This window comes from Pseudomonas sp. OA65 (genome assembly GCF_017498305.1).
Lineage (GTDB): Bacteria > Pseudomonadota > Gammaproteobacteria > Pseudomonadales > Pseudomonadaceae > Aquipseudomonas > Aquipseudomonas zanjanensis.
In genome coordinates this window covers 1-22,739 of record NZ_JAGDEZ010000045.1, presented here as the reverse complement: position 1 = coordinate 22,739, position 22,739 = coordinate 1, and the positions used below count along the sequence as shown (strand labels likewise).

The 22,739-nt window shown below is 62.7% G+C and carries 21 protein-coding genes; 5 read left to right on the top strand and 16 right to left on the bottom strand.

All coding sequences use genetic code 11. The features are described from left to right. Positions 1–144 precede the first annotated feature (144 nt). The gene (locus tag J3361_RS25335) at positions 145–2,013 is read left to right on the top strand and encodes a DEAD/DEAH box helicase (RefSeq protein WP_207966849.1); all 1,869 of its coding nucleotides are present in this window, start codon (positions 145–147) and stop codon (positions 2,011–2,013) included. A 181-nt stretch (positions 2,014–2,194) separates the two neighbouring features. On the opposite strand, the gene J3361_RS25330 is transcribed toward J3361_RS25335, so the two are convergent. The 4 genes from J3361_RS25330 to J3361_RS25315 form a co-directional block, all read right to left on the bottom strand. Beyond that, a complete protein-coding gene (locus J3361_RS25330) occupies positions 2,195–3,127 on the bottom strand; it encodes a transposase (RefSeq protein WP_207966848.1) in 933 nt (310 codons plus the stop codon). A 384-nt stretch (positions 3,128–3,511) separates the two neighbouring features. Next, entirely contained in the window at positions 3,512–4,093 is a 582-nt protein-coding gene (locus tag J3361_RS25325; RefSeq protein ID WP_207966847.1) for a YceI family protein, read from the bottom strand. 32 nt (positions 4,094–4,125) lie between these two features. Continuing rightward, positions 4,126–4,677, bottom strand: a complete 552-nt coding sequence (locus J3361_RS25320) for a cytochrome b (RefSeq protein ID WP_207966846.1) — start codon at positions 4,675–4,677, stop codon at positions 4,126–4,128. Between the two features lie 894 nt (positions 4,678–5,571). Beyond that, positions 5,572–7,332 carry a flavin monoamine oxidase family protein gene (locus tag J3361_RS25315; RefSeq protein ID WP_207966845.1) on the bottom strand — a complete coding sequence of 587 codons (1,761 nt, stop codon included), beginning with the start codon at positions 7,330–7,332 and terminating at the stop codon, positions 5,572–5,574. A gap of 248 nt (positions 7,333–7,580) precedes the next feature. Here J3361_RS25315 and J3361_RS25310 point away from each other — a divergent pair, with 248 nt between their 5' ends. Continuing rightward, positions 7,581–8,987, top strand: coding sequence for an adenosylmethionine--8-amino-7-oxononanoate transaminase (locus J3361_RS25310; protein WP_207966844.1), 1,407 nt, complete (start codon positions 7,581–7,583; stop codon positions 8,985–8,987). 168 nt (positions 8,988–9,155) lie between these two features. Next, complete coding sequence (locus tag J3361_RS25305; RefSeq protein ID WP_207966843.1) at positions 9,156–9,875, top strand: 16S rRNA (uracil(1498)-N(3))-methyltransferase; 720 nt, start codon at positions 9,156–9,158, stop codon at positions 9,873–9,875. A gap of 142 nt (positions 9,876–10,017) precedes the next feature. Here J3361_RS25305 and J3361_RS25300 read toward each other — a convergent pair whose 3' ends face one another. Next, positions 10,018–10,920, bottom strand: a complete 903-nt coding sequence (locus J3361_RS25300) for a transporter substrate-binding domain-containing protein (RefSeq protein WP_207966842.1) — start codon at positions 10,918–10,920, stop codon at positions 10,018–10,020. A 21-nt stretch (positions 10,921–10,941) separates the two neighbouring features. Continuing rightward, a complete protein-coding gene (locus J3361_RS25295; RefSeq protein WP_207966841.1) occupies positions 10,942–12,183 on the bottom strand; it encodes a D-amino acid dehydrogenase in 1,242 nt (413 codons plus the stop codon). Positions 12,184–12,288: 105 nt separating this feature from the next. Here J3361_RS25295 and J3361_RS25290 point away from each other — a divergent pair, with 105 nt between their 5' ends. Further along, the gene (locus J3361_RS25290) at positions 12,289–13,212 is read left to right on the top strand and encodes a LysR substrate-binding domain-containing protein (protein WP_207966840.1); all 924 of its coding nucleotides are present in this window, start codon (positions 12,289–12,291) and stop codon (positions 13,210–13,212) included. On the opposite strand, the gene J3361_RS25285 is transcribed toward J3361_RS25290, so the two are convergent. Further along, a complete protein-coding gene (locus tag J3361_RS25285; protein WP_207966839.1) occupies positions 13,200–13,817 on the bottom strand; it encodes a hemolysin III family protein in 618 nt (205 codons plus the stop codon). The two genes, J3361_RS25290 and J3361_RS25285, sit on opposite strands and share 13 nt — an antisense overlap. 299 nt (positions 13,818–14,116) lie before the next feature. Between J3361_RS25285 and J3361_RS25280 the strand changes: the two genes are divergently transcribed. Next, complete coding sequence (locus tag J3361_RS25280) at positions 14,117–15,031, top strand: LysR substrate-binding domain-containing protein (RefSeq protein ID WP_186707073.1); 915 nt, start codon at positions 14,117–14,119, stop codon at positions 15,029–15,031. A gap of 119 nt (positions 15,032–15,150) precedes the next feature. Here J3361_RS25280 and madM read toward each other — a convergent pair whose 3' ends face one another. The 9 genes from madM to mdcA all read right to left on the bottom strand — a co-directional run bounded on the left by madM (position 15,151) and on the right by mdcA (position 22,404). After that, entirely contained in the window at positions 15,151–15,915 is a 765-nt protein-coding gene (madM, locus tag J3361_RS25275) for a malonate transporter subunit MadM (protein ID WP_207966838.1), read from the bottom strand. A gap of 5 nt (positions 15,916–15,920) precedes the next feature. Beyond that, positions 15,921–16,313 (bottom strand): malonate transporter subunit MadL, encoded by a 393-nt coding sequence (gene madL, locus J3361_RS25270; RefSeq protein WP_207966837.1) that lies wholly within the window; start codon positions 16,311–16,313, stop codon positions 15,921–15,923. Positions 16,314–16,380: 67 nt separating this feature from the next. Next, complete coding sequence (gene mdcH, locus J3361_RS25265) at positions 16,381–17,301, bottom strand: malonate decarboxylase subunit epsilon (RefSeq protein ID WP_207966836.1); 921 nt, start codon at positions 17,299–17,301, stop codon at positions 16,381–16,383. After that, positions 17,298–17,921 carry a malonate decarboxylase holo-ACP synthase gene (locus J3361_RS25260; protein WP_207966835.1) on the bottom strand — a complete coding sequence of 208 codons (624 nt, stop codon included), beginning with the start codon at positions 17,919–17,921 and terminating at the stop codon, positions 17,298–17,300. The genes mdcH and J3361_RS25260 overlap by 4 nt, the downstream gene beginning before the upstream one ends. Next, complete coding sequence (gene mdcE, locus J3361_RS25255; protein WP_207966834.1) at positions 17,915–18,718, bottom strand: biotin-independent malonate decarboxylase subunit gamma; 804 nt, start codon at positions 18,716–18,718, stop codon at positions 17,915–17,917. Before mdcE ends, J3361_RS25260 begins: the two co-directional genes overlap by 7 nt. Continuing rightward, complete coding sequence (locus J3361_RS25250) at positions 18,715–19,566, bottom strand: biotin-independent malonate decarboxylase subunit beta (protein WP_207966833.1); 852 nt, start codon at positions 19,564–19,566, stop codon at positions 18,715–18,717. Before J3361_RS25250 ends, mdcE begins: the two co-directional genes overlap by 4 nt. Next, positions 19,559–19,858, bottom strand: a complete 300-nt coding sequence (locus J3361_RS25245; RefSeq protein WP_207966832.1) for a malonate decarboxylase subunit delta — start codon at positions 19,856–19,858, stop codon at positions 19,559–19,561. The genes J3361_RS25250 and J3361_RS25245 overlap by 8 nt, the downstream gene beginning before the upstream one ends. Next, positions 19,858–20,733, bottom strand: a complete 876-nt coding sequence (locus J3361_RS25240) for a triphosphoribosyl-dephospho-CoA synthase (protein WP_207966831.1) — start codon at positions 20,731–20,733, stop codon at positions 19,858–19,860. The genes J3361_RS25245 and J3361_RS25240 overlap by 1 nt, the downstream gene beginning before the upstream one ends. Continuing rightward, entirely contained in the window at positions 20,734–22,404 is a 1,671-nt protein-coding gene (gene mdcA, locus J3361_RS25235) for a malonate decarboxylase subunit alpha (protein ID WP_207966830.1), read from the bottom strand. Positions 22,405–22,739: the final 335 nt, after the last annotated feature.

Here is a 22,739-nt window from a genome sequence, read left to right as displayed (position 1 = left end):
AGCCAAACAGCCCGCGCGAGCCTTGTCCGGACCCGCCCTTGAGGCCCGGCAGGACCGGACGGGATGACGTCTTTTTGTTGAACGTCATTCGCGCCCGGCAAGACTATCCCATTGGGCCAGGCCCTCACTAAAACAGGATTACTCATGTCCTTTGCTTCCCTCGGTCTCTCCGAGGCTTTAGTCGGCGCCATCGAAGCCGCCGGCTATACCCAGCCTACCCCGGTGCAACAGCGGGCCATTCCCGCCGTGTTGCAAGGTCGCGACCTGATGGTCGCGGCGCAGACAGGTACTGGCAAAACCGGCGGTTTCGCCCTTCCGATCCTGGAGAGGTTGTTTCCTAACGGTCACCCAGACAAATCCCAGCGTCATGGCCCGCGCCAACCGCGCGTGCTGGTCCTGACCCCCACCCGCGAACTGGCGGCCCAGGTACACGAGAGCTTCAAGATCTACGCTCGCGACCTGAAGTTCGTCAGCGCCTGCATTTTTGGCGGCGTTGGCATGAACCCCCAGGTCCAGGCCATGTCCCGTGGCGTCGATGTTCTGGTGGCCTGCCCCGGTCGCCTGCTCGACCTGGCCGGCCAGGGCAGCGTCGATTTGTCCCACGTCGAAATCCTCGTACTGGACGAAGCCGACCGCATGCTCGACATGGGCTTTGTCCATGACGTGAAGAAAGTCCTCGCCCGCCTGCCTGCCAAGCGCCAGAACCTGCTGTTTTCGGCGACGTTCTCCAAGGACATCACCGACCTGGCCGGCAAGCTGCTGCACAACCCGGAGCGCATCGAAGTCACGCCGCCGAACACCACGGTCGAGCGGATCGAGCAGCGCGTGTTCCGCCTGGCGGCCAGCCACAAGCGTGCCCTGCTGGCGCACCTGATTACCGCCGGCGCCTGGGAACAGGTCCTGGTCTTCACCCGCACCAAGCACGGCGCCAACCGCCTGGCCGAGTACCTGGACAAACATGGCCTGCCGGCCGTGGCGATCCATGGCAACAAGAGCCAGAACGCTCGCACCAAAGCCCTGGCCGATTTCAAGGCCGGCGAAGTGCGCATCCTCGTGGCCACCGACATCGCGGCCCGTGGCCTGGACATCGACCAGTTGCCCCACGTGGTCAACTTCGAGCTGCCGAACGTCGATGAAGATTACGTGCACCGTATCGGCCGTACCGGCCGGGCCGGTCGTTCCGGCGAGGCGATTTCCCTGGTCGCGCCGGACGAAGAAAAGCTGCTCAAAAGCATCGAGCGCATGACCAAGCAGAAAATCGCCGACGGCGACCTGATGGGCTTCGATGCCAGCACTATCGAGGCCGAAAAGCCTGAAGTGCGCGAACGTCCGGACGTGCGCAATCCGCGCAACGCCCGTGGCCCGCGCGGCGACGGCCCGAATGGTGGCGGTGGCGGCGGCGGTCGCAAAGACAAAGGCAAGGACAAGGGCAAGGAAAAATCGGCCAGCAACAGCAATGGCCGCGGCGAACGCCCTGCCCGCGAGCAAAAGCCCCGTGAAGGCACCCCGGCCCGTGAACAGCAGCGCCCGGCACCGCGCGCCGCAGCCGATCGTGCTCCGGACGAGTTCCTGGATGACGATGTCGATAACTTCGGTAATCGCGTCGACTACGTGCCGCAGCAGAAACCGGCCCAAGGCCGCGGTCGCCGCCCAGGCGCCCCGGCACAGGGCGCAGGTGCAGGTGCTCCGCGCACCGGCCAGCCACAAGGTCGCCAGAACGGTCCGCGCAACAGCAACGGCTCGTCCACCGGCACGCCACCGGCCAAGCGCAACGGCCCACGCAACGGTGCCCCGCGTGACGGCCAGGCCCGTCGCGACGACACTCGCCCGCGCCGTCCTGCCCGTGACGATCAGCCTCGTCAGGAACCCGCCGTGCAGAACCCGCGCAGCAGCCAGCCGAAGATCATGCACAAGGAATCGAAAGCCGATCGTTTCCCGACGCCTGAACAGCTGGATCAACTGCCCAGCCGTCCACGGGGCGAAAAGCCGGCCTTGCTGACACGCAATCGCTGAGTTTTCCCAAGCTGTAAAAATGCCCCAGGTCTCGCGACCCGGGGCATTTTTTTGGCCCAACACATTTCCAAATGTGGGAGCAACTGTCTTGGATGGTTTATTTAGCCATCGTTTCCAGGGACAGCAAGACTCCCACAGCTCCAGGCCATGCAAAATCTGAGGGGATCTCCGTGATCGCAATTTAGGCGACGAGGCCCTTCCACTCAGAACCATCCCGGATCATTGCGTTTAGTCGTACCAACAAGACCCGCATACATGCGATGAGCGCAACCTTGGCGCATTTACCTTTCTCGCGTAGCGCCTTATACCGGGCATTGAAGTCAGGCTGATACCTGATCACAGACCAGCAGGCCATGTACAAAGCGCGCCTAGCGGCGAACCTACCTCCGCTGATGTAGCGTTTGCCTTTGTGCGTGCCGCTATCGTCGTTGTAGGGGGCGATGCCTGCCAATGCAGCGATTTGACGCCGACCAACCTCGCCGAGCTCAGGAAGATAGGCCATTACACTGGCCGCCGTAACCAAACCGATCCCCTTGACCGAACGCAAACAAGTAACTTTTTCACGGTCCAGGCTTTCAGCGCTTTGACGGATCAATTTTTCTATCAACTTAACGGCTTCACACAGATAGTCGATATGACTCTGCAACGCGGGTTTGACTGCCTCAGACGACGCAGTCTTAAGCCTGCGCTTGTCGTCATCTCTCTGCTGAACAAAGTTTTCCCGTTGCTGGACCAGTGCGCGCAAGTCGTCCTGTTCGACACTTGTGATCCGGCTGTTGGCAGATTTGATAACCGCTGCAAATTGCGCCAGGAGGCGCGCATCTATGGGGTCGGTTTTAGCCTGTTGTCCCATTGCTTTGGCAAAGCTCTTGGCTCGGCAAGGGTTGATCCGAATAACCTCAAACCCTGCTGCCTGAAGCGCTTTCATGACGTTTCGTTCGTAACCGCCTGTGGCTTCCAGCAACACGCGACCGACCTGATGGAGCAACAGCCAACTAATTAATCCAGGAAAATCACCCTCGGCGTTAGGGCAACTCACCCCGACATCTAACAGATCAACCTGAACCTGAAGGCTGTCTTTGGAAACATCAATACCTGCTGGATAGGAAAACATAGCCAAACCCTCTTACACTCAAGATGAGAGCGCTCTGGCTTGGCCCACGCTTGTAACTGTTCGAGGTGGGCTCGTTCAACTGTTCGGGCTCAATGACCAGAGTGGAGAGGTGAGTGGCAGCATGGGCTCCCACACGTGCTTTAAGCACTCCGGGCGTTCAGCTTGCCACCCACCGCTCTCACCCTCAGTCTAATCGCGATGCAAGACACAAGCGGGCTTGCTCGCGAATGCGGTCTATCAGGCAATACTTTATCGACTGACCCACCGCATTCGCGAGCAAGCCCGCTCCCACAAAGGATCCTGCGCTGTTTGTCAGATTACATGTGGCAACAAAAAACGCCCCTGATCGCAAGACCAGGGGCGTTTTTTTGTCAGGCGCGAAAGTTACTTCGCTTTGACACCTTCGAACGAGACGTACAGTTCGACCGCGTCGGATTTTGGACCCAGGTCTTTCTGCTTGCCGAAGTCAGAACGCTTGATGGTAGTGGTGCCTTCGAAGCCGGCACGGTAGCCGCCCCACGGGTCCTTACCTTCGCCCAGGAAAGTCGCCTTGACCACGACCGGCTTGGTCACGCCCAGCAGGGTCAGGTCACCGGTCACATCGGCGGTGTTTTCGCCGGTGGACTTGACGCTGGTGGACACGAACGTGGCCTTGCCGAATTTGCTGGCATTCAAGAAGTCAGCGCTGGCGATGTGCTTGTCGCGTTCAGCGTGGTTGGTGAATACGCTGGCGGTGTTGACGTTGAACTCGATCTTGCTGGCTTCAGGCTTGGCGGCGTCGAAGCTGAACTTGCCGTCGATGTCCTTGAAGGTACCGGTGATGTAGCTATAGCCCAGGTGGCTGATCTTGAAGTCGACGAAGGCGTGCTGGCCTTCCTTGTCGACCACGTAGTCGGCAGCCATGGCCTGGCCGGCGGACAGCAGGGCAGAACCGATTGCCAGGGCGGCGAGCGTCTTTTTCAACATGCTTTCTATTCCTTTGGAGTCGAGGTTGAACATCAGGCTTCGCGCCCCAGCATTCGCTTGAGAGTCGCGTCACGGTCGATAAAGTGGTGTTTCAATGCTGCCAACGCATGAAGGCCGGAAAAAATTACCAACGCCCATGCCAGGTAAAAGTGGATCTGGCCGGCGACGTCTGCCTGATCGGGCAGTCCGGACACCAGCGCGGGTACTTCAAACAAGCCAAACACCGGAATCCCGACACCGTCTGCGGTGGAAATCAGGTAACCGGCAATCATCACGGCGAACAACCCGAGATACAGTGCACTATGGCCAAGCTTGGCGCCGACGCGGGTCAGGCGTCCGTAGGTTTCCAGGGTCGGTGGCGGCGGGCTGACAAAACGCCAGATCACCCGCAGCAGCATGACCGCCAGCAGCACCAGGCCGATGCTCTTGTGCAGGTCCGGCGCGTCTTTGCGCCAGGTGCTGTAGTAGTCCAGGCCGACCATCCACAGGCCCAGGGCGAACAACCCATAGACCGCCAGGGCTACGCCCCAGTGCACAGCGATACTGACCCAGCCATAGCGAGAAGAAGAGTTGCGAAGCTGCATTGCTCATATCCTGTAAAAACTGCGATCAAGACTAGCGAGTTATCTATCGATTTAAAGCGGAAAATTTCGCTTTGAAATATCGAGAAATACGATCATCAGTCTGGAGGGGGTGGGTTAAGGAAAGATTAAAGCGAATGCGCTACGTAATGGCGAGCGGGAGCCGGGCATTCAGCTGGGCTGGAAGGCGTAATCGTGAGCAGGCTTGGTCCTACCAAAGCCCGCGTGGCGGCAGCATCTGATGCCTTGCAATCGCGTGGTAGGGAGTCTGCTCACCTATTGACGCATTCAGACCTGTAAGGATCCATGTCGCATCTATAAGTTAATTGAGGATCGTGCTTTTTCAGCACCATATGGCCATCAGCAGTGCAACCACTGACACCGAATACTGCCAACAGCATTAAAGCCGCTATCAATTTCATATTCACCCCAGCTTTACGAGGTAAAAATTGTAAGTTATTAGTTTACCGAGCATTCAGGCTTGTATGGGTCAAACGTGCACTTGTAAGCCAACTGAGGGTCTCGTTTGGGAATCACCGGAATCATCAGAGGATCCCGGCATTCGCCATACACACACCCATACATCGAAACCAATACGACCATTGTCATGAATATTTTCATACGCGCGCTCCTGTGTTTAGGAGAGCCTAGATTCATGGCTTGGCCCGCTCTATCGCCTGCTTCCGGTTAAAGGGTGGGAAGTTTCCGATATATCGTCGAGGCGTGTAGGACGTCAGCGTGCCGTGGCGAGGGAGCTTGCTCCCGCTGGGCTGCGCAGCAGCCCCAAAACAGGGACGCTTCGCGACCCAGCGGGAGCAAGCTCCCTCGCCACGGGTTTGTCGGCTGCCTTAAGTGAACAGCATTCGGCCTTTGTGCCGCGCTCTTTCCACCTGACCGTTACTGAGCCTTGGTCTCAGTAGCTGTCGCCGGTTTGACGGCTGGCTTCTTCACCGGCTCGGCCTTTTTCACCGGAGCCTTGGCCGGGGCTTTTTTAACTGGAGCCTTGGCAGCCGGTTTTTTCGCCGCAGGTTTGGTCGTTGCTTTCTTGGCTGGCTCAACCTTCGCCGGGGCCGGCGCGGGAGGTTCCACCGGGGCCGGTGCCGGGGCGGGCGCGGGCGTTGGCGCTGGCGGCGGGGCTACCGGCTCTGGCGCCTTTACCGGCTCCGGCTTCTTGTCGTCATCCGAACCGCCAAACAGGTTGCTGAAGAAGTTGCGCTTCTTCGCCGCCACCGCACCGGCCGCCGCTGCGGCAACCGGTGCCACCTTGGCCGGTTCGAACGACTTGCCGGCCGCCAGGTCTTGAACCTGGCTGGCTGCCCGCTCGCCGCTGCGCAACGCGCCTTCCAGGGTGCCTGGGTACAAGGTGTCGGTGTGTTCACCGGCAAAGGCTACGCGCTGCAACGGCTTTTCCCACAGGCGCCAGTACTTGCTGATCTGACCGGGGCCAAAAGCCAGGTAGGCGCCGCCCATGGACGGGTCAGTGCTGTAGCGGCGGATCTCATAACCGGTGAACGCGCCACGGGCCTGTGGATAAAATGCGTGCAGGCGGATCAGCACCTGATCGACCATCTGCTTGTCGCCGAAGGCCTGCATTACCCGGGCATTGTCGCCGGAGAGGTTGATGACCACGTTGGCACCGCCCTTCATGGCCGGCTCGATCCACATCATGCCCAGGCCGGCGTTGCTGTAGATCTCGCCCGACATGCGCGCCTTGCTGTCCCAGACCGGGGTCTTGAACTTGAGCATGATCTGGTCGCGCCAGCCGTAGTTGGTGCCTTTGATCGCGCCTTGATGCTGGGCGTCCAGGGCCGGGGTCAACTGGATCTTGTTCAGCGCCCGCAATGGCACCGCCAGCACCACGTAGTCAGCCTGGTAGCCCACGCTGCCGACCTTGACGGTCACGCCGTCCTTGTCCTGGGAGATGGCCGACACGGGCGAGCTGGTCTTGATGGTTTTCAGTTGCTTGACGAACGCCTGGGCCAGGACCGGACTGCCACCGAGCAGGCGCGAGGCCCGCCGGTCGCGGTCGGACACGCCGCGATAGACACGGTTCTGCTGGGCGAAATACAGCAGCGACAGGCGCGAAGGCTCGTCGTACCGGGTGCGAATTTCCTGGTTCACCAACTGACGGGCCGTGGCCGGTAGTTGCAAACGGTCGAGCCAGTTGGACACGGTGATCTGGTCCAGCGCATGCAAGGTGTTGGTGGCCGCTGGGTTCTGCGGGTCATCGATGGAGCGTGCCAGGTCGTCCAGGGTGGTTTCGTAGCGCTTGAGGGCTTCGGCGGTAGCTGGTTGTTTGGTCGCCAGGTCCGCGGCGGTGAAATACGTACCGTCGATCAGGTAGCTGGGGGTCCGCACGAATTCCGGGGCCGGCGTGGTGCTCAGCTTGAAGGTGGAGACGTACTTGTTCAGCACCGGCTGCGTCTTCTCGTTGCCGATCCACTCGCTGGTGGCCATGCCCGAGCGACCGCCCAGGCTCGGCTTGGCTTCCAGCAGGGTCACGGCCCAGCCCTTGTTCTGCAGCTCATAGGCAGCCGTCAGTCCCGCCAGGCCGCCGCCGATGACGATGGCCGTCGGTTGCTTGTCCTTGGCCAGCGCCGAAACGCTGAACAGCCCTATCACCACCAGCGCACAGGCGCGCAGCCAACCAGCAGACATTCAACGAACTCCGGATTAAAACCTAGGAAATTTTCAGCTTTCGAGCCAGTCGGCTCGCGGTTTTTCGAGCCAGTCGGCCCAGGGAACGGCGAAGAATACGTCAGCCATCAAAACGCCGCCAGCGACGTCTATCGCCTCGCTCAAAGTAGCTGGAATGACACAATGGGTTGTCCCCACGGTCGCCATTGCATAGGCTTGCGCGATTGTTTTGCCCGCGCCCGCCGCGAGCCGCCTCGAGGAGACTGTACATGGGCCTGAATAACCAGTGGATGCAACGTGACCTCGCGGTGCTGTGGCATCCCTGCACCCAGATGAAAGACCACGAACAGCTGCCCCTGATCCCCATCAAGCGCGGTGAAGGCGTGTGGCTGGAAGATTTCGAAGGCAAGCGCTACCTCGATGCCGTCAGTTCCTGGTGGGTCAACGTGTTCGGCCACGCCAACCCGCGCATCAACCAGCGCATCAAGGACCAGGTCGATCAACTGGAGCATGTGATCCTTGCCGGTTTCAGCCACCAGCCGGTGATCGAGCTGTCCGAGCGCTTGGTAAAAATGACGCCCGAAGGCCTGACCCGGTGCTTCTACGCCGATAACGGCTCGTCCTGCATCGAAGTAGCGATGAAGATGAGCTTCCACTACTGGATCAATCGCGGCCAGCCGGACAAGAAGCGCTTCGTCACCCTGAGCAACAGTTACCACGGCGAAACCATCGCGGCGATGTCGGTGGGCGACGTGCCGTTGTTCACGGAAACCTACAAGGCGTTGCTGCTGGACACGATCAAGGTGCCGAGCCCCGACTGCTACCACCGCCCCGAAGGCATGGGTTGGGAGGAGCATTCGCGGAATATGTTCGCCGCCATGGAGCAGACCCTGGCCGAGCACCACGACACGGTGGCGGCGGTGATCGTCGAGCCGCTGATCCAGGGCGCCGGCGGCATGCGCATGTACCACCCGGTGTACCTGAAACTGCTGCGCGAGGCCTGCGACCGCTACGGCGTGCACCTGATCCACGACGAAATCGCCGTCGGCTTCGGCCGCACCGGGACGATGTTCGCCTGTGAGCAAGCCGGCATCACCCCGGATTTCCTCTGCCTGTCCAAGGCCCTGACCGGCGGTTACCTGCCGCTGGCGGCGTGCGTGACCACCGACGAGGTCTACAGCGCGTTCTACGACGACTACCCGACCTTGCGCGCCTTCCTGCATTCCCACAGCTACACGGGCAACCCGCTGGCCTGCGCGGCGGCCCTGGCGACGCTGGATATCTTCGAAGAAGACAACGTCATCGAAAACAACCGAGCCCTGGCCCAACGCATGGCCAGCGCGACCGCCCACCTGGCCGACCATCCGAACGTCGCCGAGGTGCGCCAGACCGGCATGGTGCTGGCCATCGAGATGGTCAAGGACAAGGCCAGCAAGACCGCTTATCCATGGCAGGAACGCCGCGGCCTGGCCGTGTTCCAGCATGCCCTGGAGCGCGGTGCATTGTTGCGACCGCTGGGCAGCGTGGTGTATTTCCTGCCGCCGTATGTCATCACCCCCGAGCAGATCGACTTCCTCGCCGAAGTGGCCAGCGAAGGCATCGACATCGCCACCCGGGACAAGGTCAGCGTGGCGGTGCCGAAGGACTTTCACCCGGGTTATCGCGATCCGGGCTGACGACAAATTTCTCTGTGGCGAGGGAGCTTGCTCCCGCTGGGCCGGTCCGACGCTTCGGGCGAAGCGGCCCCTCTTGGCGATTGCTGCGCAATCGAGCGGGAGCAAGCTCCCTCGCCACAAAAGCTCCCTCGCAGCAATGTCGAATTCAGATTCAATAGAGAACAAAACATGAGACTGTCCCGCTTCTTCATCGACGCCCCCCTGGGCCTCGGCGACCACGAACTGCCTGAAGCCCAGGCCCACTACATAGGCCGAGTGCTGCGCATGGCCGAGGGCGATGCGGTGCAGGTGTTCGACGGTTCCGGCCAGGAGTTTCGCGGCACCCTGGCCGAAGTCGGCAAGAAACGCGTGCGGGTGCAACTGGACGAACAGTTCGCCGGACAACCTGAATCGTCGCTGCGTATTCACCTCGGCCAGGGCCTGTCCCGGGGCGAGCGCATGGACTGGGCGATCCAGAAGGCCACGGAATTGGGGGTCAGCGAGATCACACCGATTTTCAGCGAGCGCTGCGAAGTGCGCCTCAAGGACGAGCGCGCCGACAAACGCTTGCTGCACTGGCGCCAGGTGGCGATCAGCGCCTGCGAACAGTGCGGACGCTCGACCGTGCCGGTGATCCACCCGCCGCTGTTGCTGGCGGACTGGTTGAAGCAGGCCGAGGCCGAACTGAAACTGGTACTGCACCCGGTGGCCGAGCCGCTGGTCAGCCATGACAAACCGTCCACACTGGCCTTCCTGATCGGCCCCGAGGGCGGCTTGTCGGATGCCGAGGTCGAGCAGGCCAAGTCCGCCGGCTACCACGCTGCCCGCCTCGGCCCACGCGTGCTGCGTACCGAAACCGCGCCGGTAGTGGCGTTGGCGGTGGCGCAGCAGTTGTGGGGGGATTTCTAAGGCTCCGCCCCCATTGAAGATGCCAATTAATGTGGGAGCGGGCTTGCTCGCGAAGGCGGTGTGTCAGCCAGCATCAATCTTGACTGACACACCGCCTTCGCGAGCAAGCCCGCTCCCACAAGGGCTCAGCGGTGCATGACACTTACTGCACCGGCTCACTCGTCGGCTTGGCAATGATCGCCTTCAACTCGCTGGTCATCGGAAATTCCAGGTTCAGGCCTTTGGGTGGAATCGGTTTCTGGAACCAGCGGTCGTAGATCTCGTTGATCTCCCCCGACTTGTACAAATCGGCCAGGGTCGCGTTGACCAATGCCAGGAATTGCGGGTCGTCCTTGCGCACCATGCAGCTGTAGATCTCCCGCGATTGCTCCTGCCCCACCACCACCCACTTGTGCGGGTCGCGGGCCTTGGCCCGTTCGCCGTAGAGCAGCGCATCGTCCATGTAGAACGCCGCCGCCCGGCCGGTCTCGAGCATCTGGAAGGACTCGCCGTGGTCCTTAGCGCTGATGATGAACATGTCGGCCTTGTTGTCCTGGTTGTAGCTTTTCAGGAACCGTTCATTGGTGGTGCCGGCGGTGGTCACCACGTTCTTGCCGCGCAGGTCGGCGAAACTGCGAATGCCGCTATCCCTGGCCGTAAGCAACTGGCCCTTCACGTAGATAAAACCATAGGAAAACGCCACTTGCTTCTGCCGCTCGGCCGTCACCCCGGTGGAGCCACACTCCAGGTCCACGGTGCCGTTCTGCACCAGTGGAATGCGGGTCTGGGAGGTAACCAGGTTGTACTTCACATTCAGTTGCGGTAACGCCAGTTGCTGCTTGATGCGCTCGACGATCTTGCCCGCCAGTTCCACCGAATAACCCATCGGTTTGCCGCTGTTATCCGCGACATAGGAAAACGGCACCGAGGCGTCGCGATAGCCCAGGGTGATGGTCTTGCTGCTAGCGATCTTGCCCAGCGTGCCCGCCGTTGGCGCCTCATTGGCAAAAGCCGCGGCGCTCAATAGCAGGCTCAGGGTGCAGCCGATCAACGTGATTTTTTGCATTGTTATTCTCCGTTGGGTAAGTCAGCCGGCGCGGGGCGTCAGGCCCTGCAAGTCGATGGAAGGTGTGTGCTGGCGGATCAGCTCGCTGAGCACGCGAGCACTGCCACACGCCAGGGTAAAACCCAAGGCCCCATGGCCCAGGTTGAGCCACAGGTTACGGTAGCCGGTGGCACCGATCAGCGGCACGCCGCTGGGGGTGGCCGGGCGCATGCCGGCCCATTCGATAGCACGGGAATAATCCCCAGCCTGGGGAAAAGTTTCCAGGGCCTGGCGCTTGATCAAGGCCAGGCGCTTGGGGTCCGGCGTCGGGTCGAAGCCGACGATGTCGACCATCGCCGCGATTCGCAATTGTTCGCCGATCCGCGCATAGACAACCTTGCGGTCGTAGTCGGTGATGCTCAACTCCGGCGCCTGATGCTCGGGACCAATGGGCACGGTCAAGCTGTAGCCCTTGAGCGGATACAGCGGCATCCGCACGCCGGGCAAGGCGAGCGCGGCGCTGCGGTGTCCGGCAGCGATCACCAGGTGCTCCACCGGCAGCCGCTGCCCGTTCAGCACGATGGCCTGCACCGCGCCATTGGCGTGTTCGATGGTGCTGACCGGCTGCCCCAACAGAAACTCGCAGCGCCCCGACGCCCGCAGACGCATCGCCAATTGCTGGCAGAAGGCATGGCAATCGGCGACTTCCTCATCCGGCGTATAAATCCCGCCTACGTAGGGCACGCCGGCCAGGGCCGGTTCCAGGTTTGCGCACTCGCCGGGGCCAAGTACCTGTTGAAAGGTGCCGTCCGCCAACCCCCGCCGCGCTCGTTGGAAATGCCCCGCGTCGCGAAACGTCACCAGCTTGCCGTTGCGCCGCCACTCGAAGCCGTCCAGGTGGTCCTGCTCGCGCCAGCCCTGCAAGGTCGCCTGGCTCAACAGCGCCAGGCGCAACAGGTGGGCGCCGTTGCGCCGATTGACCGAAGTCCGGCACGCGCCAATGAACGCAGCCATCCAGCGCCACTGCGCCGGGTCCAGGCGTGGCCGCAGCTTGAGCGGCGAGTCACCGCGCAGCATCCAGCCCAGGGCCTGCCAGGGCACGCCGGCATCCGCCAGCGGGGCGACATAGCGATAGGACAGCTGGCCACCGTTGGCGAAACTGGTTTCACTGCCCAAGGTCTCCCGGGCCTCCACCACCGTCACGTCGATGCCATCGCGCACCAGCGCATAAGCCGTCGCCAGCCCCACCACGCCACCGCCGATGATGCAAACCCGCTGAGCCATGTCCGTCTCACATCTGTTTTGAATGGCTTCAGGTTAGGGCCAGGTGACAGGCCGCGAACAATGAATAAAGATGGGGCCCCTATAAACAAAGGTTATGGGCTTGCCATGCGCCTTCGCCATATCGAGATTTTCCAGGCCATCCGCCAGACCGGCTCCATCAGCGGTGCGGCCCAACTGCTGCACGTTTCGCAACCGGCGGTGACCAAAGTGCTGCAGCATGCCGAGCAGCAATTGGGCTTTGCCTTGTTCCTGCGAGTGCGCGGCAAGTTGCAGGCCACCCCCGAAGCGCTGGAGCTGGAGCGCGAAGTCGACAAGGTCAGCGAGAGCCTGCAAGGTGTGCGCCGCCTCGCCCAGAGCCTGCGGCGCGAGCCGGGCCACAGCTTGCGGATCGGCGCGACACCGGCCCTGGCCTTGTCGCTATTGCCGGCGGCCATTCATCAATGGACCCGACGCTACCCGGACATCGTCTGCGAGTTGTCCAGCGCCCACAGCCGCGAACTGACGCAAAACCTGCTGATGCGCGAAATCGATGTGGCCCTGACCCTGCAACCGCCCGATCATCCAGGACTCAAGGCCCAGGCCCTGGCCAGCGGCGTATTGGTCGCCCTGGCGCCGAGCGGTCATTGGCCCGAAGCGCAGGTGGGCCAGCCGATGCCGTTGCAGGCCTTGGCCGGCGCACCGTTGATCGGCCTGTCCAGTGCCGACCCGCTTTCCGCCAAGCTGGACAGCTATCTCAAGGCCGTGGAACCGCCGCCGCGCATCAGCATCGCCGTACAAACCTATTCACTGGCCCGGGCCATGGTCGAGTCCGGTGCTGGGCTGGCGGTGATCGACCCGTTCACCGCGCTCGGCGCTTCGAGCACTCGCACCGCCATTCGGCCGCTGTCGCCCCCACTGCCGATTTCCCTGTACGCCGTGACCCGGGCCAACGAGGCGCCGGTGCATACCCTCGGCGCGTTGCTGGAGATCTTTGCCAGCCAGGCCCAGGCACAACTGGATCGCCTGTTCGCCGCTGCTCAAAGCACGTAGAACAGAATCGCCACGAAGTGCAGCAAACTGCCCGCCATGACAAACAGGTGCCAGATGCCATGGGCGTGGCGCAACCGGTGGTCGAGGGCAAAAAAGATAATGCCGACGGTGTACAACACGCCGCCCGAGGCCAACCAGGCGAACCCTGTGCTGCCCAGGGCCGCCAGCAGGGGCTTGACCGCCACCAGCACGATCCAGCCCATCACGGCGTAGATCACGATTGACAGGATCCGTGCTTCGGAACGCGGCTCGATTTCCTGCAAGATACCAATCACGGCCAGCCCCCAGACGATCCCGAACAATGTCCAGCCCCAGGGCCCACGCAGGGTCACCAGGCAGAACGGAGTGTAGCTGCCGGCAATCAACAGGTAGATCGAAAAGTGATCGACCTTCTGCATGATTTCTTTTTTGCGCCCGCGCACGCTGTGATAGACCGTCGAAGCGCTATACAGCACCAGCAAGGTGAATCCATAGATCGCCACGCTGACGATCTTCCACGGATCGCCGGCCATCCCGGCGATCACCAGCAACCATACCGCGCCGATAAAAGCCGCCACCGCCCCCACCAGGTGCGTCCAGGCGTTGAGTCGTTCCCCGTGATACATCCAATACCACCTCGCATTTAGAAACAGGGGCCAAGGCTCAGGCCTGGCGCGTCAAAGTGCAATGGTTTGCTCTCTGCATCGCACACAGAACCTGTGGCAAAAGATGATTTGTGGCGAGGGAGCTTGCTCCCGCTTGACCGGGCTGGCGCTCCAGTGCGCAGCGCTCACAAGATTCTTGGGGCGGCTTCGCCACCCAGCGGGAGCAAGCTCCCTCGCCACAAAGGCTCTCCAGCCACATAAATCACGTCGCCAGGAAGACATCGGGCACAATCGAGCCATACGAATAAGAGTCCGCCCCCATGCTGATCGACGAAGAATTGACCCTGAAGAAACTCGAGGTGTTCCTGGCCTTCATGCGCACCGGCAACCTGGCGCGGGCGGCGGCCGAGTTGCAGACCAGCAACGTCAGCGTGCACCGGGCCATTCACTCGCTGGAGAGCGCCTTGCGCTGCCCGCTGTTCAAGCACGAAGGCCGCAACCTCACGCCGTTGGAAAGCGCCTATGTGCTGGAGGAACGGGCGCAGAAGCTGATCCAGGACGTGGTCGACAGTGTGCGCCTGACCCGCGAGGCCGCCGGCTTCTCCGCCGAGCGCTTCAAGCTAGGCTCGCTGTATTCGCTGACGGTCAAGACCGTGCCGCAGTTGATCATGGGCCTGAAGATCCGCCGCAGCGAACTCAATATCGACCTGATCATGGGCTCCAACATCGACCTGCTGTACAAGCTCAAGAACATGGAAGTCGATGCGATCCTGGTGTCCCTGGACGACAGCGTCAACGACCCGGATTGCGAGCAGATCGCGCTGTTTTCCGATGACATCTTCCTCGCCACGCCGGCCGACTCGCCCTTCGCCCAACGCAGTGAAGTCGACCTGGCCGAGGTCCGCGACGAAACGTTCATCACCCTGACCCAGGGCTTCGCCACGCATCAGGACGGTGTACGGGTGTTCAAGCAGGCGGGGTTCGAGCCGAAGGTGGCGATGCAGGTCAACGACATCTTCACCCTGCTGAGCATGGTCAGCTCCGGGGTGGGCTACGCCTTGCTGCCAGGCCGGATTGCGGCGGTGTATGAAAACCGGGTGAAGCTGATCCCGTTGCAGGAAAAGTACCGGTTGCAGCAACACATCGGCGTGGTGTTCCTCAAGGCCAAGGAGCGCGATCCGAACCTGCTGGCGCTATTGGCCGAGTGCCGGATGTATGCCAATCGGCAAGCTTGAAACCGAGCCGCCCCCTTCGCGAGCAGGCTCGCTCCCACATTGGATCGGTGTTCACAAATCCCCTGTGGGAGCGAGCCTGCTCGCGATGAGGACAGCCCGTTCAGCGCAAGTTCAAAGCCCTACCCCATCAACCCGCGCATGATCAAAAACAACAACGAAGGCCCAAGCAAGCACCCCAGCGCCGTATAGAACGCCGCCGTCAGGCAACCATAAGGCACCAGCTTCGGATCCGTCGCCGCCAACCCACCGGCCACGCCGCTGGAAGTGCCCATCAAGCCGCCAAAGATCACCGCGCTGCGTGGATTATTGAGGCCAATCAACGGCGCCACGAACGGCGTCGCCACCATCACCAGGATCGCCTTGATCAGCCCGGCGGCAATGGACAGCGCCATCACCTCAGAAGTAGCTCCAATCGCCGCCCCGGTCACCGGCCCGACGATATAGGTCACCGCTCCCGCACCGATGGTGGTCAGGCTCACCGAATCGGTATAACCGAAGGCCATCGCCACACCGACACCGGCAATGAACGACGTCCCGACCCCGACGAACAACGCCAGCACCCCCACGAAACCGGCGCGCTTGAGTTCTTCGACACTCACGCCGAACGCCGTGGCGACGATGGCGAAGTCCCGCAGCATGGCGCCGCCCAGCAGGCCGATCCCGGACAGCAGCGGAAGGTCCACCACGCCCTTTTGCCCACCGGTCATTGCGCCGCCGATGTAGGAGAGTACCAATCCCAGCAGGATGGCGATGGCCGAACCGTGCAGGCGGCCTTTGGTGAAGGTATTGCTGATCCAGTAGGACACCCACATGGTGATGCCGACAATGGCAAAACCGCTGATCAGGCCGTAGCCGGTGATGACTTTCATCATGGATTCGTACATGGCAATCACCCGACCGTCTTCACGGAAACGTCGGCCTGAGGCCCTTTATTGCCAATGCGCACCAGCACCGGCACCATCGCAAAGGCAATCACCACCGCCAAGGTTCCCGCCAGGATCGCCATCGGCCCGCCCTTGAGCGCACCGTAGACGTTTTGCTGGGCCGCCATCGCCACCACGATTGGGATGTAGACCGCACTCCAGAATTCCACGCCGGCCTCGGATTTGCCCGTGAACAGGCCGCGTTTGTTCAGGTAACTGCCCAGGCCGATCAACAGCAGCATCGCAATGCCGACGCCGCCGACGTTGGCCGGCACGCCAATCAGCTTGCCCAGCAGCTCACCGATGAAAATACCCGCCAGGGTACAAAAGGCCAGGAACGCCACACCGTAAATAATCATTGTCGTCATCCTCAAAATGCATCGTCGAAGTTGTTGTTTTTGTGCTTCGCCAGCTTGAGTCGGTGGTCTAGGGTTGGCGGCTACCCTCCTCACGCAACAGCGCCTGCAGGGTATCGAGCCTTGCACCGTCAAAAGCCATGACCGTGCCCTGTTCGAAAACCCGGCGCGCCAGCCCGGTCAGCACCGCACCGGGCGGTAGTTCGATTTGCAACCGCACGCCTCGCTCGTAGGCGCTTTGCACCGTGCCGCGCCAATCGACGACACGGCACATGTTGAAGGCCAGATCGTCGCGCAGGGACTCGGTCTTGATCACTGGCCGGGCGCGGCTGCCGCTGAGATAGCCCAGGGTTGGCGCTTTCAACGGCACCTCGGCAAACGCCTCGGCCAAGGTCCGCGCCGGAGCCTCCAGCAACGGACAATGGGACGGCACGCTCACCGCCAATCGACAGGCCTTGCCAGCGCCTTGGCTGCGGGACTTTTCGGCAACGAGGCCCATGGCTTCATTGCTCCCGGCAATGACCACCTGGTTATCGGCGTTGATATTGGCCAGGTAGACCGGCGTTGTTTCACTGTGCACCTGGGCCAGCAAGGCTTCCACTGCCGCGAGGTCCAGGCCGATGATCGCGGTCATGCCGTAGCCTTGCGGGTAGGCCTGCTGCATCAATTCGCCGCGCAGGCTGACCAGCCGCAACGCATCCTCGAAGGCCAGCGCCCCGGCCACGACCGCCGCCGGATACGCGCCGATGGACAGTCCCGCCACGTAATCCGGTGCGGGAGCCTGTTCCAGCAAGCGACGGGCCGCCGCCACACCGGCGATCAGCAGGCACAGCTGCACGGCGCGGGTCGACTGCAAGGCCTCGGCAGTGTCCAGTCGCAAGACGTCTTCACCGAGCACGTCCCCCGCCTCGTCCAGGATCTGCGGCGCCAACCCATGGAGCATGCCCACGCGCTGCGCACCCTGGCCGGGAAAAACGAAGAGGCTGCTCACGCGACCTGCTCCCATGAAGGCTGCCAAGGATCACTCACCAGACGGGCCTGAACGTCATCCTTGAGCAAGACCCGACGGGACGAACCCGCCCACTCACGCAAGGCTACGGCGCCGCAAGGGGTTTGCAACTGCATGTCCACGGCGCATACCGAAGCATCCAGTTGCGCCATTAGATTCCTGGCCTGGAGACGATCCAGACGATGCGGCGTGCGCAAAATCAGATCCAGGTCGCTGCGTTCATGCAGCGCCTCGACGCCTGTGGCGAGTTCAAACCCGGCGCTACCGCTGACGCCCCAGGCCAAGCCACTGGCATCGAGCAACGGTCGCAGCCAGGCCAGCGCCTGAAAGGCCGGCAGGTCGCGAGGCGACTCGACGTGACAAAGGTCTTCCGGCCTGACGCAACGGGAAACCGCCGCGACCGCCATCGACGTTGCATAACGCTGCTCGCGCAAGCGCCCACGCACGCCGACCGCGATCTGATCCGCTGCCGTCAGCGAGCGCCGAACTACCACTGGTTGACCGGCGGCCATCGATTCGACCACCCATGCCGGCGCACCCGCAGGCACTTGCTCCGGGGTCATCCCCCAGAGCAGGTCATGGGCCAGGTACCTATTCACCACTGCGCTCTCAACAATTGACGAACGGTGCTGGAGGCCGCTCGGTGGGGCGCACCGAGACGACTGCTCAAGTCGCGAGGCGCGGCGGCGACATCGTTGATCGCTTGTTGCAGGCAATCGATGACCCGGGCCAAATCAGTCGCCGAAGGCTGTTCGATCTGCTCCACCGACAAGGTTTCCCACAGTAGGCCCAGGCTGGCAAAGCTGTCGATGTCATAGGCCATCGGCGGCACGCTGGCAGCCAGCGCTTCAAGCTCCTCGACACTGCGCAAGGTCACCCGCGCCGCCGAAGCCTTGCCCATGGCGTGGACCATCACGCCCGGGTCGCGCAGGGCAATCAACCGGTTGGCCTGGTAGCCGTGGGCCAGGAACGCCCCCGACATCGCCTTGCCCACTAGCAAGCCAATCACCGGATGCCCGGCCAGTCGCGCACGGGCATAGCTGTCCGCCGCACCGGCCAAGGCCTGATGAATGCCTAGGGCTTCTTCGCGCCGTCCATAGGCCTGGCTCGGTACGTCGACAATGGCGATCAGCGCACGCTTGTTGACCGCATCGCGGTCGGCGTCGATGGCGTCATCCACCGCCTTGGCCAAACCCCAGCCCTCCAGCAACCCGACTTCGCCATTGCGAGCACGGGGAAAGCGACTGTCGGGATCAGCCACCACCGCCAGCAGACGCACGGTTTGCTCGCCCAGCCTGACGTCAGCGACTTTCAACGAAGCCGGCAAGCCTTCCAGCGGTTTGGCGTCGCCACCCAAGGCTTCGAACCAGCGCAAGCCTCTCAACGAATAAGCACTCATGGGCGTTCTCCCTGATACAGCTGGCGAACCGCTGCCGGCTCGATTTGCACGTCGGTGTCCAAGCGAGCCAAGCGCTGCAGGAACAGTTCGGCCTGGCCACTGCGGTGTTGCTCGGGTACGCCCAAGTGCAGCAACTGGCTGACCTGTTGGCGGATCTGCGTTACATCGTCAGCCGCATAACGGTCCACCAATCCCGTGGCGAAACGCTGCTCGCCACCGGTCAGGCTCCAGATGAAGGGCCGGTCACGGGAGTCGTATTCGTCGAGGCCGGCTTCCTGTTCGATCACTTGCGGGCCGTTCAGGCCCAGCCGCGCTTCCTGAGTCACCAGCAGATAACTGCACAGCCCGGCGGCAATGGACATGCCGCCAAAGCAGCCAACGCTGCCGGCCACCACGCCGACCACCGGTTGGTATTGGCGCAGGTCGACGATCGCCGAATGAATCTCAGCAATCGCCGCGAGCCCGAGGTTGGCCTCCTGCAACCGCACGCCGCCGGTCTCCAACAGCAACACGGCGCGAGTCGGAATGCCTTTGCGGTTGTCTTCTGCCGCCAGCTCCAACGCCCCGGCAATCTTCGCCCCGCCGACTTCGCCGAGGCTGCCACCCTGGAACGCGCCTTCGATGGCGGCGATCACCACCGGCAGGCCATCGAGCATGCCCTTGACGATCACTACGCCGTCGTCGCTTTGCGGCACCACGCCTTGGCGCAACAGCCACGGTGACATGACCCGTTGGAACGGATCGAGCAATTCGCGGAACGTACCGGCATCGAGCAAGGCCTTGGCCCGTTGCCGGGCACCGAGTTCGACGAAGCTGTGCTTGTTGAGCAACGCTGCGCTGTCAGTCATGGCCGATCTCCTCGAAGCCTTGTTCCAGGCGCAGGCGCACCACGCCGGGGGTGGCGCCGAAATCATGGATGTCGATGCTCATCGCGGCCGGTGTCTGACCGTCGAACATCCGCGCAAACAGATGCCGCCAGCGCTGCTCGCTGCCATTGACCGAGGTCTGCACCTGGATGGTCAATTTGCCCGCCAGCCCCGGTTCGATCAGCACTTCCAGGTCGCCCGAGCCGACACAGCCCACTAGCGCCCGGCCCCGTGGCGGCTGGCCGGCGGGGAATTCAAAGGATAAGGTTTCCATCAGCACACTCCTGGGAAGAAGCCATCGCCGCGCTCGATACGATCGAGGAACAGGCAGGCGGCGAGCAGGTCGGCAGCGCCGCCGGGCGAGGCGTTCAGGGCAATCAATTGTTGGTCCAGCGCATGCAATTGGCGGCGGCCGCCCAGGCTCGCACTGCCGCCGGCATCGAGCACCGCCTTGGCGCCCTGTTGCATGGCTTGCAAGCCCGCTTCGCCGGCGCGGTAGAGCACGCAGGTGTCGGCCAGGGTGGTCATGATCGCCAGCAAGGCATCGAGCCGGGCGTTCTGCTCGCCCACCCCCGCCGCGCGGCTGCGCTTGAGTTGCGGCAAGCCCAGACCCGTCACCGCCGGGAACGCCAGTTGCGCTTCTTCCCGGGCGCCGCGCACGCCGTAGCGCAGGGCGACCTGGGCGCCGTGGCTCAAGGGTTGGGGCGCATAACGGTCGTTGAGTAACGCCAGGCGGGCGGCACGCAGGGTGACGGCGCCAGCGGCGATGGATTCAGGTTCCAGCGCCGCCGCCGCCACGAGCAAGCCCAAGGCCCAGATCGCGCCACGGTGGGTATTCACCCCGCCTGTGGTAGCGAGCATCGCGGTTTCACCTTCTCGGCCGATCCGGCCGAGGGCTTCGCGCAACGGCAAGCCGATCTCGCCGCAGTCGAGGGCGGCCTCGGCCATTTCCTTGAAGGCCGGCCACAGCGACAGCGCCGAGGCGTGCATCAGGCCCAGGTGCAGGTCGGTGTGTGCGCCATTGCCGCGACGGTCCACCAAGGCCGGTTTAGGTGACAGGTCGGCTTCGTCGATCAGCGCATCCACCGCCATATCCGCCAGGCGCTCGGCCAAGGACAGTTTTTTCGGTTGCAGGTTGAAGGCGTGCATTTACCAGCTCCTGAACTTGGCGGGCGGGTTGTAGAGGCCACCGGACCACTCCACCAGATCGGCCACGCTCTTGGCCGCGAGCAACTCGCGGGTGGCGTCGGTGCGACGGATGCCGAGGTCTTCGGGCAAGGCGATCAGCCCTTCGCGACGCATGCGCGCGGTGTCTTTCGGGTCATGGCGCAAACCGATGGCAGTGACGCCGGCCACGGCGGCGATCATCGCCTGGCGCTCTTCCAGGGAGCGGGCCTTGTACAGGTAGGCGATGCCCTCTTCGGTCAGCAGGTGGGTGACGTCGTCGCCGTAGATCATGATCGGCGCCAGGGGCATGCCGGCTTTCTTCGCCACGTCCACCGCATCGAGGGTCTCGACAAAGGTCGGTTTACCACCCTCCTGGAAGGTCTCGACCATCTGCACCACCAGTTTCTTGCCGCGTTCGAGCAACGGCGCATCGCCGTCGCCGTGGCGCATGTCGAGCCAGGCCGGCGTGCCGTGACGGCGACCGCGCGGGTCATGGCCCATGTTCGGCGCACCGCCGAAGCCGGCCAGTCGACCGCGGGTCACCGTGGAGGAATGGCCGTCGCCGTCCACTTGCAGGGTGGCGCCGATGAACAGGTCCACCGCGTACTGCCCCGCCAGTTGGCAGACCATGCGGTTGGAGCGCAGCGAACCGTCGTGGCCGGTGAAGAACACGTCGGGCCGGGCGGCGATGTAATTTTCCATGCCCAACTCGGTGCCGAAGCAATGCACACTTTCGACCCAGCCGCTTTCGATGGCGGGGATCAGGGTCGGGTGCGGATTGAGGGTCCAGTTGCGGCAGATCTTGCCCTTCAGGCCGAGGGATTCGCCGTAGGTGGGCAGGATCAATTCGATGGCAGCGGTGTTGAAACCGATGCCGTGATTGAGGGATTGGACGTTGTGTTTTTCGTAGATCCCGCGGATCGCCATCATCGCCATCAGCACATGCACAGGCTTGATGTGGCGCGGGTCGCGGGTGAACAGCGGCTCGATGTAGAACGGCTTGTCGGCCACCACCACGAAATCCACCCAGGACGCTGGGATGTCTACTCGCGGCAAATCGCTGACATCGTCTACCAACTGATTGACCTGAACGATGACGATGCCGTCACTGAAGGCCGCCGGCTCAATCAGCGCTGGCGTGTCTTCGGTGCTGGGGCCGGTGTAGATATTGCCGGCACGGTCGGCCATGAAACCGGCCGAGAGCACGACGTTGGGGATCAGGTCCACCACCAGCCGGGCATAGAGTTCGATGTAGGTATGGATCGCGCCGATTTCCAGCAGGCCGTCTTCGAGCAACTGGCTGATGCGCAGGCTCTGGGTGCCGGCGAAGGAGAAGTCGAGCTTGCGGGCAATGCCGCGTTCGAACAAATCCAAGTGCTCGGAACGACCGACGCTGGGCATGATCATGTGCAAGTCATGCAGCGTGCCCGGGTCGGCCTTGGCCAGAGAGCGCGAAAGAAAATCCGCCTGTTTCTGGTTATTGCCTTCCAGCACCACTCGGTCGCCGGGCAGGATCAACGCCTCCAGCGCCGCGACGATCTTGTCGGTGGGCAACACCACACCGTCGGCCAGCCCCTTCACCAGCCCGAGCCGCCGCTGCTTCTCGCTGCGCCGCCGCGTCCAGCGCGAGTCGGGGGATATTGTTGTTGTCATGACCACTCCACGGGTTCGCTGTCGTGGAGCTCACCTTAGGAGTGTTGTGGCGTGGGCATCAATCAAGCTCGGCGGCGGATCGTTACGGTGGGAGTAATGGTTGATGCCGCAGCGGCGGACACTGCTTTCGTGGCGAGGGAGCTTGCTCCCGCTCGACTGCGCAGCCGTCGTCGCTTTTGGGGCCGCTTCGCCTCCCCCCCGGGGGAAGATCCCCCCCCCCCCGTGCGGCCTCCCGGGGAGGGGCCCCCCCCTTGGGGGGGGGTCCTTCTTTTTTTTACACTTCCCCGCCCCCCAGACCCCCCCGAACTATCTATTCTCCCCTTTTCCTTTCAAAA

What these genes read in the sequence shown, in the direction of transcription:
- J3361_RS25305 (WP_207966843.1), top strand. Translation starts at nt 9,156, where the DNA reads ATGAGACTGTCCCGCTTCTTCATCGACGCCCCCCTGGGCCTCGGCGAC.
- J3361_RS25310 (WP_207966844.1), top strand. Translation starts at nt 7,581, where the DNA reads ATGGGCCTGAATAACCAGTGGATGCAACGTGACCTCGCGGTGCTGTGG.
- J3361_RS25325 (WP_207966847.1), bottom strand. Translation starts at nt 4,093, where the DNA reads ATGTTGAAAAAGACGCTCGCCGCCCTGGCAATCGGTTCTGCCCTGCTG.
- J3361_RS25250 (WP_207966833.1), bottom strand. Translation starts at nt 19,566, where the DNA reads ATGACTGACAGCGCAGCGTTGCTCAACAAGCACAGCTTCGTCGAACTC.
- mdcA (WP_207966830.1), bottom strand. Translation starts at nt 22,404, where the DNA reads ATGACAACAACAATATCCCCCGACTCGCGCTGGACGCGGCGGCGCAGC.
- J3361_RS25300 (WP_207966842.1), bottom strand. Translation starts at nt 10,920, where the DNA reads ATGCAAAAAATCACGTTGATCGGCTGCACCCTGAGCCTGCTATTGAGC.
- J3361_RS25335 (WP_207966849.1), top strand. Translation starts at nt 145, where the DNA reads ATGTCCTTTGCTTCCCTCGGTCTCTCCGAGGCTTTAGTCGGCGCCATC.
- J3361_RS25290 (WP_207966840.1), top strand. Translation starts at nt 12,289, where the DNA reads ATGCGCCTTCGCCATATCGAGATTTTCCAGGCCATCCGCCAGACCGGC.
- madM (WP_207966838.1), bottom strand. Translation starts at nt 15,915, where the DNA reads ATGTACGAATCCATGATGAAAGTCATCACCGGCTACGGCCTGATCAGC.
- J3361_RS25330 (WP_207966848.1), bottom strand. Translation starts at nt 3,127, where the DNA reads ATGTTTTCCTATCCAGCAGGTATTGATGTTTCCAAAGACAGCCTTCAG.
- J3361_RS25240 (WP_207966831.1), bottom strand. Translation starts at nt 20,733, where the DNA reads ATGCACGCCTTCAACCTGCAACCGAAAAAACTGTCCTTGGCCGAGCGC.
- J3361_RS25280 (WP_186707073.1), top strand. Translation starts at nt 14,117, where the DNA reads ATGCTGATCGACGAAGAATTGACCCTGAAGAAACTCGAGGTGTTCCTG.
- J3361_RS25295 (WP_207966841.1), bottom strand. Translation starts at nt 12,183, where the DNA reads ATGGCTCAGCGGGTTTGCATCATCGGCGGTGGCGTGGTGGGGCTGGCG.
- J3361_RS25315 (WP_207966845.1), bottom strand. Translation starts at nt 7,332, where the DNA reads ATGTCTGCTGGTTGGCTGCGCGCCTGTGCGCTGGTGGTGATAGGGCTG.
- J3361_RS25285 (WP_207966839.1), bottom strand. Translation starts at nt 13,817, where the DNA reads ATGTATCACGGGGAACGACTCAACGCCTGGACGCACCTGGTGGGGGCG.
- madL (WP_207966837.1), bottom strand. Translation starts at nt 16,313, where the DNA reads ATGATTATTTACGGTGTGGCGTTCCTGGCCTTTTGTACCCTGGCGGGT.
- mdcE (WP_207966834.1), bottom strand. Translation starts at nt 18,718, where the DNA reads ATGAGTGCTTATTCGTTGAGAGGCTTGCGCTGGTTCGAAGCCTTGGGT.
- J3361_RS25245 (WP_207966832.1), bottom strand. Translation starts at nt 19,858, where the DNA reads ATGGAAACCTTATCCTTTGAATTCCCCGCCGGCCAGCCGCCACGGGGC.
- J3361_RS25320 (WP_207966846.1), bottom strand. Translation starts at nt 4,677, where the DNA reads ATGCAGCTTCGCAACTCTTCTTCTCGCTATGGCTGGGTCAGTATCGCT.